12 protein-coding genes and 1 pseudogene are annotated in these 11,651 nt (G+C 76.3%); 5 read left to right on the forward strand and 8 right to left on the reverse strand.

Features of this window, described 5'->3' with window-relative positions; genetic code table 11:
* The 6 genes from EDJALFJO_RS06495 to EDJALFJO_RS06520 form a co-directional block, all read right to left on the reverse strand.
* The coding region (locus tag EDJALFJO_RS06495; protein WP_143448333.1) for an N-acetylmuramoyl-L-alanine amidase at positions 1 to 700 on the reverse strand (700 nt) is incomplete at its 3' end.
* A gap of 114 nt (positions 701 to 814) precedes the next feature.
* On the reverse strand, positions 815 to 1,591 hold the full coding sequence (locus EDJALFJO_RS06500; RefSeq protein ID WP_088283388.1) for a putative protein N(5)-glutamine methyltransferase: 777 nt from the start codon (positions 1,589 to 1,591) through the stop codon (positions 815 to 817).
* Between the two features lie 25 nt (positions 1,592 to 1,616).
* On the reverse strand, positions 1,617 to 1,979 hold the full coding sequence (locus EDJALFJO_RS06505) for a cupin domain-containing protein (protein ID WP_088283390.1): 363 nt from the start codon (positions 1,977 to 1,979) through the stop codon (positions 1,617 to 1,619).
* Between the two features lie 53 nt (positions 1,980 to 2,032).
* Positions 2,033 to 2,341 (reverse strand): hypothetical protein, encoded by a 309-nt coding sequence (locus EDJALFJO_RS06510; RefSeq protein ID WP_088283392.1) that lies wholly within the window; start codon positions 2,339 to 2,341, stop codon positions 2,033 to 2,035.
* A gap of 73 nt (positions 2,342 to 2,414) precedes the next feature.
* Positions 2,415 to 3,008: a calcium-binding protein gene (locus EDJALFJO_RS06515; protein WP_088283394.1), complete on the reverse strand. Its 594-nt coding sequence runs from the start codon at positions 3,006 to 3,008 to the stop codon at positions 2,415 to 2,417.
* Between the two features lie 81 nt (positions 3,009 to 3,089).
* On the reverse strand, positions 3,090 to 6,302 hold the full coding sequence (locus tag EDJALFJO_RS06520) for a BTAD domain-containing putative transcriptional regulator (RefSeq protein ID WP_088283396.1): 3,213 nt from the start codon (positions 6,300 to 6,302) through the stop codon (positions 3,090 to 3,092).
* Between the two features lie 149 nt (positions 6,303 to 6,451).
* Between EDJALFJO_RS06520 and EDJALFJO_RS06525 the strand changes: the two genes are divergently transcribed.
* Together EDJALFJO_RS06525 and EDJALFJO_RS06530 are read left to right on the forward strand one after the other, a co-directional pair.
* A complete protein-coding gene (locus EDJALFJO_RS06525; RefSeq protein ID WP_088283398.1) occupies positions 6,452 to 6,871 on the forward strand; it encodes a hypothetical protein in 420 nt (139 codons plus the stop codon).
* 95 nt (positions 6,872 to 6,966) lie between these two features.
* Entirely contained in the window at positions 6,967 to 7,659 is a 693-nt protein-coding gene (locus EDJALFJO_RS06530) for a GNAT family N-acetyltransferase (RefSeq protein ID WP_198950065.1), read from the forward strand.
* 37 nt (positions 7,660 to 7,696) lie between these two features.
* On the opposite strand, the gene EDJALFJO_RS06535 is transcribed toward EDJALFJO_RS06530, so the two are convergent.
* Positions 7,697 to 8,494, reverse strand: a complete 798-nt coding sequence (locus tag EDJALFJO_RS06535; RefSeq protein ID WP_143448334.1) for a hypothetical protein — start codon at positions 8,492 to 8,494, stop codon at positions 7,697 to 7,699.
* Between the two features lie 179 nt (positions 8,495 to 8,673).
* Between EDJALFJO_RS06535 and EDJALFJO_RS06540 the strand changes: the two genes are divergently transcribed.
* Entirely contained in the window at positions 8,674 to 9,933 is a 1,260-nt protein-coding gene (locus EDJALFJO_RS06540; RefSeq protein ID WP_088283409.1) for a serine hydrolase, read from the forward strand.
* On the opposite strand, the gene EDJALFJO_RS06545 is transcribed toward EDJALFJO_RS06540, so the two are convergent.
* Positions 9,912 to 10,805, reverse strand: a complete 894-nt coding sequence (locus EDJALFJO_RS06545) for a DMT family transporter (protein ID WP_088283402.1) — start codon at positions 10,803 to 10,805, stop codon at positions 9,912 to 9,914. The genes EDJALFJO_RS06540 and EDJALFJO_RS06545 overlap by 22 nt on opposite strands.
* A 124-nt stretch (positions 10,806 to 10,929) precedes the next feature.
* On the opposite strand from EDJALFJO_RS06545, the gene EDJALFJO_RS06550 reads away from it, so the two are divergent.
* A complete protein-coding gene (locus tag EDJALFJO_RS06550) occupies positions 10,930 to 11,205 on the forward strand; it encodes a GlsB/YeaQ/YmgE family stress response membrane protein (protein ID WP_088283404.1) in 276 nt (91 codons plus the stop codon).
* A gap of 155 nt (positions 11,206 to 11,360) precedes the next feature.
* Positions 11,361 to 11,651 (forward strand): annotated as a pseudogene (locus EDJALFJO_RS06555) (hypothetical protein); the annotation flags it as partial.

Here is an 11,651-nt window from a genome sequence, read left to right on the forward strand (position 1 = left end):
CGCGCGACGCGGCGTTCGCGGCGTCCGTGGCCTTCACCAGGTCCGTGAAGGTGGTGCCGAGGACGCTCTGCGCCGCCCGCGTGGGGTTGTCCGGCGTCATCCAGGGGCCCTTGACGGCGTCCCGGGCCCAGACGGCGGAGAAGATCTGCGCGGGCGAGCCGACCGGGAGCGTCGCAGGTGCCTTGAGCACCTTCGTGACGCGGGCACGGAAGTCCGGCATGGAGAAGTTCGGGTCGCTCTTGCGGCCGACCGGGTAGCAGACCTCCTTGTGCCCGAGCACGCGGGACACCGTGAGGTCGTAGGCGCGCACGAGGGCCGCGCACAGCTCGCCGTAGGCGTCCATCTGGACGGCGGGCCACGTGTCGACCCCCGTCGCCTCGGCCTCGATGCCGATCGCGTAGGCGTTGGCGTACGACGAGCTGCGGACCTGTCCCGCGTGGTACGCGAGCCCTGCGGCGATCACGTACACCGTGCCGTCCCGGGCGAGCCCGAGCTGGCTCAGCGGGCCGGACAGCCCGGGCCGCCCGTTCGTGATGACGTTGAGCGAGGGCATGTTGCCCTTCTTCGGCCCGGCCGTGTGGTGGCAGACGACCGTCTTCACGCCCGTCATCGGGCCGTGGCCACGGCGCTTCCAGCCCCGCACCTCGACGACGTCGAGGCCCGCGGCGCGGCAGATGTCGGCAAGCCTGGTGAGGTACACGGCCGTCTCGTCGCTCGGGGCTCCGGCGCTGGGGCCGGACGGACAGTCGACGACCCTAGCGCCGAAGATCCGCACGCACCGGGCATCCGGGCGATCCGGCCGCGCTTCACAGGCTCAGGACGGGCCGGGCGCGGTCCCCACGACGACGGTCGCCTCGAGGTCCTCGTCGTGGACGACGGTCGGGCGAAGCCCGTGCCGCGCGAACGCCGCGGCCGCGACCGGGGCCTGCGCCCGCGTCGTCTCGACGAGGACGGCGCCGCCCGGCGCGAGCCAGGACGACGCCACCGCGGCGACCCGGCGCTGCACGTCGAGACCGTCCGGGCCGCCGTCCAGCGCGACCCGGTTCTCGTGCACCCGCGCCTCGACGGGCATCGTCGCGACGGCGGCCGTCGGCACGTAGGGAACGTTCGCGACGAGGACGGCGACCCGCCCGCGCAGCCGGGGCGGCAGCGCGGCGTCGAGGTCGCCCTCGTGCACGTGGGCCGGCGGCGAGAGCGTCGCGAGGTTCTCCCGCGCGCACGCCGTCGCCGCCGGGTCGACGTCCGCGACGTGCAGCTCGACGCCGGGGACCCGCGTCGCGACGACCAGGCCGAGGGCGCCGCTGCCGCAGCACAGGTCGACGACGACGTCACCGGCCTCGGCGCGCGAGACCGCTTGTGCCGCAAGGAGCTCCGAGCGCACCCGGGGGACGAAGACGCCCGGTGCGACGCCGACCCGCAGACCGCAGAACAGCGCCCAGCCGAGCACGTGCTCGAGCGGCTCCCCGGCGCTGCGGCGGGTCACGAGCGCGTCGAGCGCGGCCCCCGAGGCCTGGCCGAGCAGGAGGTCGGCCTCCTCCTCGGCGAAGACGCAGCCTGCGGCGCGCAGCCGGCGGACGACGTCGGCCGCCACGGCCGGTACGGGGTGAGGCACGGCGTCAGGCGTCACGCCGCGGCGCGGTGAGCGCCCCGGGGTTGTCACCGGTGTTCACCGTCTCGCGCGGCTCCAGCAGGAGGACGTCCGCGCCGTCCGGTGCGTACGGCTGGTGGTGCACACCCCGGGGGACGACGTACAGCTGCCCGGGGCCGAGGGTGACCTCCCCGTCGTCCAGCCGGATCGTCAGGCTGCCGGAGAGCACCAGGAACAGCTCGTCGGTCTCCGGGTGGCTGTGCCGGGTGAACTCGCCGCGGGTGTGGACCACGCGCACGTCGTAGTCGTTGACGGTGCTCACGGTGCGCGGCGACCACGTCTCGTCGAAGGAGGCGAGGACGGCCGCGAGATCGATGCCGGAGGCTGCCATGGCCCCAGCATCACACGCCCCGCCGCGCGGGTCGGCGCTGTTTCGGCGCCGTCTCAGCGCCGTGGACGGCGGGCGAGGCCGCGGCGCGCGATCGACATGAGGACGGCGCCGACCGCGGTGACGAGGGCCCCGAGCCACACGAGCGGCCGCTCCCGGACGAGCAGCCCCGCGGCGAGGACGGCGATCCCGGAGGCCTCGACGAGCGCGGCCGTCGAGCGCCTCCGGACGTCCCGGACGTCCCGCACGACCCCCGGCTCGGTGGAGAAGAGCATCCGGCCGCGGCGCACCTGCACGAGGCTCACGAGGACGACGGCGACCGCGATCGCGAGCAGGGCCACGGTGGTGACGACGCGGACGGGCACGTGCCGACCCTACGCGGGCCCGATCCGGTCCGGGGCCTCGGACCGGATCGGGCCCTGCCCGGGGGCGGGCCGGTCAGTACCAGGTCCCGCAGCAGTGCTTGGCGGTGGACCAGTCCGCGGGCGGGTGCGGGTACTCGGCGTCTCCGCCGGAGTTGTTCTCGTAGACGAACTCGTCGTAGCCGTCGCCGCCGTAGAAGGCGTCCCAGAGCGAGCCACCGAGCCACGGACCGGACCAGCCGATGTCGTCGCCGGTTCCGCCGTCCATGACGTCGGCGTCGTCGCCGCCGGCGATCTCGTCCGGCCCGTCCTGACCGTCGAGGGTGTCGGCGCCGTGGTCGCCGTAGAGCGCGTCGCCGTCGGGGCCGCCGTACACGGTGTCGGCACCGTCGTTGCCGTGGATCGAGTCCTTGCCCTCGTTGCCGTAGATGACGTCGTCGCCGCCGAGTCCCCGGATGGTGTCGTCCCCGCCGAGGCCGCAGATGACGTCCGGCCCCTCCGTACCGACCAGCGTGTCGGGCCCGGCCGTCCCGAGGATCACCACGGGCAGGTTGGGGCAGGCGACGGCGGGCGTCCCCGCGGCGGCAGGCCCGGGAGCGAAGAGGGCGGCGGCGCACACGGCGGCCACCGCCAGGGCGACGGCCGGCAGCCGTCGACGGGTCGTGGTCATGAAGAGCCTCCGGGACGACGGGCGGCGTCCCTGGCGGCGCCGCACCTGGTGGGCAGCCTCCTCAGGTCCGTCAGCATCGGATCACAACACCGAGCGTGACCGGTCGGGGTCGTCGGGGAGACGGACCACGGCCGGTCGCGGAGCGCGGGGGCGGGCGGCCAGCACATCGGACGAGGGGGTGGGCGCGTCGATGTGCTCCATGGCGTGGGTCCACCGGTCGAAGGCACGGCGGGCCTCGCCGTGGCGGCCCGCCGCGACGAGGGTGCGGACCAGGGCGTGGTGCGCGGACTCGTCGTACGCGTCCGCGGCGAGCAGCCGGACGAGGTCGGCGACGGCGGCGTCCACCTCGCCCGCCCGGCGGCACAGCGTGGCGTGGCGGCGCAGGGAGCGCAGCCACGCGGCCCTGACCTCCTCGCGGAGCCCGTCCGCCCAGGCCTCGTAGGGCTCGTCGTCGAAGGCGTCGCCCCGGTACAGCGCGTCGACCTCGGCGAGCAGGTCCCGGGCGCGCTCGTCGTCACCGTCGGCGAGCACCTCCTCGGCGTGCGCGGCGTCCCGGAGCAGCTCCTCGGCGTCGACGACGACGTAGGAGAGGTCGAGGGACAGGCCCAGGGTGTCCGCGCGGACGTAGCGGTCCGGCGGCCACGCCTTGGCCGGGTCGAGCACCCCGCGGACGACGGACAGCAGCACCGAGAGCCGGTGCGCCGTCCGCTGCGGGTCGTCGTCCGGCCAGAGCAGCTCGCAGATCTCCCCGCGCGGGACCGGACGCCCGCGCCGCGCGACGAGCACCTTGACGAGGGTGCGGGCCTGCCGCGAGCGCCACGCGGCGAACGGCACCGGCCGGCCCGCCGCCCGCACCTCGAAGCCGCCCAGGACCTGCACCTGGAGCGGGGCGGTGAGGTCCTCACCCATCAACGGGCCGGTGCCGGCGACCCGGACCCCGAGCAGGGCCAGCCTGGTCGCGGCGTCCCGGGCACCGGCCCGGTCGCTGCCCGAGGCACCCGGCAGCCGGCCGAGGAGCACGAGCACCCGGTCCGCCGCCGGCGTCGCGCCGGCCCTCGTCCACACCGTGTGCGCCTCACCGAGCGCTGCGCGGGCAGCCGCGGCGTCCCGGCCGGCGGCGGCGGCCAGCTCGAGGGCGTGGGCCAGGTCGACGAGCGAGCGCCGGTCGCGGGCCAGGACGAGCGCCCGGGCCGCGGCCGCCGCGCCGGCGTCGAGGTCCCCGCGGGCCAGGCCGAGCCAGCCACGGACCACCTCGATCTCGGCGCGCAGGTCCGCCGGCGAGATCCGGTCCGCCTCCTCGACGAGGGCCTGCGCCGCCTCGACCTCCGCGCGGCTGCCGTCGGGGGTCGTGTCGAGCAGCAGCCAGGCGAGGCTGGTCAGGGCGGACGTGAGCTCGCGGGTCTGGGCCCGCTCCCGCGCGAGGTCGACGGCCTCCTCGAACGCCATCCGGGCCTGCTCAGGACGACCGAGGACGCGAGCCACCCAGCCGAGCACGAGGATCGCGGACGACGCGCGTGCCACCCCTGCACGGCGGCAGGCGAGCAGGGCGCGTTCGGCGTGGAAGACGGCCTCGTCGAAGCGCCCGACCCGGCGCAGCGCCTCGGCGAGGTTGGCCCGGGCCGCGATGAGCAGCCCGGGCGGGGCCCCGGCCTCGGCGGCCCGGACCGCGGCCGAACCGAGCTCGCCCGCCTCGGCGAAGCGGGCCCGGCCGAGCAGTGTGAAGGTGCGGTTGACGAGCACCCGGGCGAGCGTGACGACGTCACCGTCCGCGGCGGCGGACTCGCCCGCGAGGCGCAGGTGCTCCTCACGGGCATCCCCCTCGGCCGCGCCCGCTGCCACGAGGTGCGCGGCCGCCAGGGCGCGGGGCCGGCCGCTGCGCTCGGCCCGGGCGACGGCACCGGTGACCAGCCGGCCGATGCCCTCGACGTCGCCGAGGGCGAAGAGCGCGGACATCTCCGCGGTCGCGAGCAGGACCGCGTCGACGTCGTCGCCGTCCTCGCCGAGCCGGACGCCGTCGCCGACCTGCCGGCACACCTCGACGGCCTCCCGGGGGTCGCCCGCCATGTAGTGGACCATCGCGACCCGCCAGGCGAGGTCCGGGGGCCAGTGCCCGGCACGATCGGCGGCGTCGGCGAGCGGCAGCAGCGTGCGCAGCGCCCCGCGGGCGTCCCCGGCCATCCGCCGGGCGTCCCCGACGACGAGGCGCAGCCGCCGTGCATCAAGATCGGACGCGCTCGTACCGCCCGCGTCGAGCAGGTCGCCCGCGATCTCGACGACGGCGGCCGCCCCGCCACCGGCGAGGATGGCGTCCCCGTGGTCGACGACGAGGCGGGCCGCCTCGACCGGTTCGTCCGCCGCGCGCAGCAGCCGAGCAGCGAGCAGGGGCCGGCCGCCGGCGGCGAACCACCGGGCGGCGGAGCCGGCCGCCGTCACCACCTCGGCCCTCGGTGGCGAGGGCCGCTCGGCACGGACCGCGGCAGCGAGCGCGGGCACGACGGCGACCGGGACGTGGTCCGTGTCGTCGTGCGCGCGGGCGGGTCCGGGCAGCGGCAGGTCGGCGGGCCCGAGCAGACCGGTCACGGTGAGCCGCCGGACGGCGTCCGCGGTCTCGTCACCGAGGACCTCCCGCAGCAGGGCCGGCGCGACCGGCCCGACCCGGACGGCCCGGTCGAGGACGTCGAGCGCCGGGGCGTCCAGGCCGGTGAGCACCCGGTCCGCGAGCCAGTGCCGGCACGGGGAGTCCGCGGCGGCGAGCCTGGCCCGCACGAACGCGGCGTCGGCGCCGGGGGTCGCGGCGACGTCCGCGGCGAGGTGCACGAGGACGGGCCAGCCGGCGGTCGCGGCGTGGACGGCGTCGGCGACGTCGAGGTCGGTGACGCCGTGCTCCTCGCGGAGCACCCGGGCCGTGCCCTCGGCAGTCAGCGCGAGGTCGGCGGCGCACCGGACGAGAACCGGCCGGCGCAGCGCCGTCCGCACGGCCGCGTCGAGCGGACGGGTCGTCGCGAGCACGACCCGGACGTCGGCGGGCAGGTCCGCGAGCAGCCCGGCCAGCGCGGCCCGGTCGGGTGCGTCCAGGTCGTCCAGGTCGTCGACGAGGAGCCGGCCGATCCCGGCGTCGACCAGGCCCGCGGCGAGGAGCGCACGTGCACCGACGAGCAGCGCGGGCGCGGCCCCCGGCCCGGCCGGCTCCTCGGCGAACCGCTCGAGCGCTGTCGTCCGGCCGTACCCGGGCGCGGCGACGAGCACGACGACGCCACGGGCGCCGCCGGACGTGCTCCGTGCACCGGCCGCCATCGCTGTCTCCTCACGGTGGCCCCGCCCTGCAGAGGAGAAGATCAGCGTGAGGATACCCACGCTGACCCCACGATGACCCCGTCCTGAGCGGCCGGGCGCAGCCTGCGCGTGACGCGGCCGCCGGCCGCCGGCCCCGCCAGGAGGACGTCGTGCTCATCAGGACCCCCGAGTCGTGGCCGCCGGCGCTCGCCGCCGCCGTCGCGATGCTCGCGCTCGCGAGCCTCGACCTGCTCGGTGCCGTCGCGGCGAAAGAGGCCGTCGAGCGGCGGTCTGCGGGGTTCGCGGTCGCAGGGGCGCTCGTCTTCGTCGTCCTGTTCTGGGTCTACGCCAGCAGCCTCCAGTACGCCGACCTGGCCGTGGTGACGCTCGGCTGGGTCGTCGTGCTCCAGATCGGGGTCGTGCTCGTGGACGTCCTCCGGTACGACGCGCCGGCCCCCGCCCGGACCTGGGTGGTCGTCGGGGTGCTCGTCGCCGCGCAGGCCTACCTGCTCCTCGGTGCGTCTGGACCCGCGGGCGAGGCCCCTGCCGGGTCACAGGCGGTGCACAGCGCGGCCACGCCGCCCGGCTAGCCGGCAACGATCTCCTGCGCAGGTGCGCGGGCCGCGCCGACCGGGTCCCCCTCATCCGGTCTGCGCGGCCCGCGTCCGTCGGGGAGGATGCGCTCGTGCCCACGACCGCGACCGCCGAGGTGGTCCCCGAGACGCTCGCCGCCCACCTCGCCCGCTGGGCCGGTGCCTGGCCGCCCGAGGAGCCGCTGCACGTCGTGGCGAACCCGCGTGCCGCGCAGCCCCGGTGGGACGGCGCGCAGGCCCCCGCCGTCGGCGTCATGACCGAGACCGGCTGGGCCGTGCTCGGGGTCGACCCGTCGGCCGCCGCCCGGGTCGCGGAGTTCGCGGCCGTCAAGGGCGACGTCGACGCCGTCCTCGGTGCGCTGCCCGACCTGCTCGGGCGGCCGGGGACCGGCGGGCGCGGCTCCTTCCGCTGGACGACGGACCCGGCACCGTTCGAGGACGCCGGGATCTGGCTGCCCCGGGAGGATCCCCGGGTACCGGCGTGGCTGCGCCCCTTCAACGACGACGTGCTCGTCGTGCTCGACGGCGACACGTACGTCGCGGGCGTCGGCGTCAAGAAGCACGACGCGTTCGGCCACGAGATCTCGGTCGGCACCCAGGAGGAGGCGCGCGGGCGCGGCCTCGCGCGCCGGCTCGTCAGCCAGGCCGCCCGCCGGATCCTCGACGAGGGCCGGGTGCCGACGTACCTGCACGCCCCCGACAACGTCGCCTCGGCGAAGGTCGCGCAGGCCTGCGGGTTCGCCGACCGGGGCTGGTCCGTGCTCGGGTTCTTCCCCGCCCGCTGAACCACCTCCGACGGACGGCCGTCAGACCGGACGACGCTCAGAACGTGTGCGGCGCCAGGCCCCCGTCGTGCAGGTCGTCCGGGCCGGCCGCGGACAGGTCGCCGGCGACGACGTTGTCGTCGTAGCTCGGGTCGTAGCCGTAGCGCCCGGTGCGCGGGTCGTCGTCGAACCAGTCGTCGGCGGGGCGCAGCGCGGCCGAGAGGTCGATCTCCACAGCGCCCGTGGGCTCCGTGCCGCCCTCCGCACCACCCTCCGCGAGGGCCGGACGGCGGGCGGCCGGGATGTGCCCGACGACGAACGCCGCGACGTCCGCGGCCTCGACCGCGCGCCGGGCGGCGTCCCTGACCTGTGCCGGGTCGGGCGCGGCGGCGGCCTCGGCCGCGGCGTCCTGGGCGACGTTGGCGGCGAGGTGGGCGGCCCGGACGGCCGCGTCCGCAGCGGCCTCGGCGGCGTCCGCGGCGAGCTCCTCGGCGACGGCCTCGAGCACGGGCAGCGACTCGTGCGGCTCGGCGTACCAGGCCCGGCGGGCCGCCTCGTCCCGCGCCTCGAGGTCCCGGGCGACGAGCCCGGCGGTCACGTACGACGAGACGGCGTGCGAGACGAGGGCGCCGAGGAACGCGACCCCGCCGACGAGGAGGAGCCGGGCGACGAACGGCCGGGACAGCACCGGCTCGGCGACGACCATCCCCGCGCAGGACGCGGCGACGAGGCCGGTGGTCCACCAGAGGACGTTCGCCGCGCTCGCCAGATGGCGCACCCAGGAGGGCCGCTGGAGCAGGACGTCGGGCGGCGGGACCAGGGACCAGCTGTCCCGCGCCACCTCGCTCGTAGTCACGGCACCACGATGCAGCAACACATGGTGATTGTGTGACTACTTTCTGAAATCGTCACCGTTTCCTCCGGACGGACGCCCGGGCTCGTCCCGCGCCCCGCCGCCGGGACCTCCTACTGTGACCCGGACCGGCAGTGACCCCGGGCGGCGAGGCCGCCCGCACGTGCGACCCGAGGAGCGGCATGCCCGAGCTGACCGTGGAGCAGGACCCGGCGACGGTCGGCGTCGACGCCGCCCGGCTCGCCCGCGCGGACGCCGTCCTCGACGGGTACGTCGACGCCGGCCGGCTACCCGGCTACGTGCTCGTCGTCGCCCGCCGCGGCAGCGTCGTGCACGTCGGCGCGGGCGGCCGGCGCAACGTCGAGGAGGGCCTGCCCGCCACGCCGGACACCCTCTGGCGGATCTACTCCATGACCAAACCGGTCACCTCGGTCGCCGCGATGATGCTCTACGAGGCCGGCGGGCTCGACCTCAACGACCCGGTGAGCCGGTACCTGCCGGCGTTCGCGGACATGCGCGTCTTCACCGGGGGCACCGACCTGCGCCCCGCGACGGTGCCCGCCACCGAACCGGTGCGGGTCTGGCACCTGCTCACGCACACGGCCGGTCTCACGTACGGCTTCGCCCGGATGCACCCGGTGGACGCGATGCTCCGCGCCCAGGGCTACGAGTGGGGCGCCCCTCCGGACACCGACCTCGCGGCGGCCGTCGACACCTGGGCCTCGCTGCCCCTGCTCTTCGAGCCGGGTACGCGCTGGAACTACTCGTACTGCACCGACGTGCTCGGCCGGCTCGTCGAGGTCGTGTCCGGGCAGTCGCTCGACACCTTCTTCGCCGAGCGGATCCTGCGCCCGCTCGGGATGAACGAGACCGCCTTCTACGCCGGCTCGCCGGAGCACCCGGACGGCGCGGGCGGCACCGGCGGGCTCGACCGGCTCGCCCGGCTGTACCTCGCCACCGGCGCCGGGATGGCCCCTGGCGACTCCCTCGGCCGCGCCGTCCACGCGCCCCCGACCATGCTCTCCGGCGGTGGCGGCCTCGTCTCGACGGCCCACGACTACCACCGGTTCACGCAGTTCCTGCTGCGTCGCGGCGAGCTGGACGGCGTCCGGCTGCTCGGCCCGCGGACCGTCGACTACATGGCCCGCAACCACCTGCCGGGCGGCGCCGACCTCGACGCGTTCGGGACGCCGGTGTTCTCCGAGAGCCCGATGCGCGGGATCGGCTTCGGGCTCGGGTTCGCGGTCGTCGAGGACCCCGCCGCGCAGAAGAACCTCTCGACGAAGGGCGAGTTCAACTGGGGCGGCGCCGCGAGCACGGCGTTCTGGGTCGACCCGGCCGAGGAGCTCACCGTCGTCCTCATGACCCAGCTGCTGCCGAGCAGCACGCTGCCGCTGCGGCCGCAGCTGCGGCGGGCGGTCTACAGCTCGCTGGTGGACTGAGGACGCGCCACCTCGGTCGACCGCCGGGTCGCGAGCCACGACCCGAGGAGCACGAGCGGGAAGCCGACGCCGATCCCGGCCGTGACCGGCTCGGAGAGCACGACGACGCCGAGCGCGATCGCGACCGCCGGGTTGAGGTAGGTGATGACCGTCGTCCGGGCCGGGCCGACCTCGGCGACGAGCGCGAAGAAGAGCAGGAACGCCAGGGCGCTCGCGACGACCCCGAGGTAGCCGATCGACCACCAGGCGGACGGCGGCACCGCGGCGACGTCGTCCGGGCGGGTCAGCCAGGCGAACGGCGCGTACCAGAGGGCGTTGAGGCCCAGCGAGACCGCGATGACCGCCAGGCTCGGGAGGTCCGCGAGCCGGGCCGCCACGATGACCGGGCCCAGCGCGTAGCAGAACGCCGTGACGAGAACGGCCGCGACGGCGAGCAGGTCGCCGCCGCGGACGTCGATCCCGACGAGCGCGACGACCCCCGCGAGCCCCACGAGCAGCCCGGCGAACCGCCGTCCGTCGAGCCGGTCGTCGAGCCGCAGCGCCCAGGCGAGCAGCGCCCCCATGAGGGGGACCGCGGCGACGAGCAAGCCGGTGAGGCCGCTGGAGATCCGGGTCTCGGCGAACCCCAGGCAGCCGAACGGGACGGCGATCTCCACCGCGGCGAAGGCTGCTACCCAGCGCCAGTGCGGGACGAGCGGGCGCAGCTGCCCGCGGGCCGCTGCGAACGGCAGCAGCACGACCGCCGCGAGCGCCACCCGGGTGCCCACGACGTACGCGGGCTCGAGGTGCTCCACGGCGATCTTGATGAAGAGGTACGGGGTGCCCCAGACGACGGACAGCGCCGCGAAGAGGAGCCAGCCGCGTCGAGTCACGGGCGCACGCTAGCGGGCAGGTCTGGCAAGAGATCGCCGGGGACGCGCGTATCCGCGGCGGACCGGGGTACAGGGCGTTCAGCGGACCCCACGAGGGGGTCCGACGTCCCCTCAGGAGTCACGCGTGACCGTCACCGGCATCATCACCGCCATCATCATCGGTGCCATCATCGGCATCCTCGGGCGTGCCCTGGCCCCCGGGAAGCAGAACATCCCGATCTGGCTGACCATCGTCGTCGGCATCGTCGCGGCCTTCATCGGCACCGCCATCGCCCAGGCGTTCAGCGTCTCGTCGACGAACGGCATCGACTGGATCGAGCTCCTCTTCCAGGTCGTCGTGGCTGCCGTCGGCGTGACGCTCGCCGCCAACCTGTACGGCCGCAACCGCGTCAACCACTGACGCCTCACCCCGCTGCGCGGGGAACCGGCGAACCGACGGCGCGGCCCGGGAACAACTCCCGGGCCGCGTTCGTCGTGCAGGACAGGGACGGTCGGTGGGCGGAGATGGAGGCCTTCGTCCGCCGGCCGTCCACCGTCGCAGCGAGGGGGAGTCGCGTGAGACGAAGGCGCACAGCGCTGCCGTCGGCGACCCCCCGGCGCCGGACGACGCTGCCCGCCCTGCTGCTCGCCGCGCTCGCGACGCTCGTCGCGGTCGTCGCCGCCCCCGCGGCGCAGGCGGTCGCTCCGTCGGCGGTGGTCACCGGCTCGCAGGGCCCCAAGGGCGCCTCGACCGGCTCGGCGGCCGTGGCCACCCCGGGGACCACGCACCGCACCGCCCTCGCGCACCGGACGGGCCGGTCCGACCGGTCCGCCGGCCGCACGGCCCGCTCGGTCCGCAGCGCCGCC

Source organism: Kineosporia sp. A_224 (genome assembly GCF_002198655.1).
Classification (GTDB): domain Bacteria; phylum Actinomycetota; class Actinomycetes; order Actinomycetales; family Kineosporiaceae; genus R-H-3.

Bases quoted from the DNA above. Each gene is read 5' to 3' on its own strand.
- EDJALFJO_RS06505 (WP_088283390.1), bottom strand. From the start codon at position 1,979: ATGGCAGCCTCCGGCATCGATCTCGCGGCCGTCCTCGCCTCCTTCGAC.
- EDJALFJO_RS06515 (WP_088283394.1), bottom strand. From the start codon at position 3,008: ATGACCACGACCCGTCGACGGCTGCCGGCCGTCGCCCTGGCGGTGGCC.
- EDJALFJO_RS06520 (WP_088283396.1), bottom strand. From the start codon at position 6,302: ATGGCGGCCGGTGCACGGAGCACGTCCGGCGGCGCCCGTGGCGTCGTC.
- EDJALFJO_RS06540 (WP_088283409.1), top strand. From the start codon at position 8,674: ATGCCCGAGCTGACCGTGGAGCAGGACCCGGCGACGGTCGGCGTCGAC.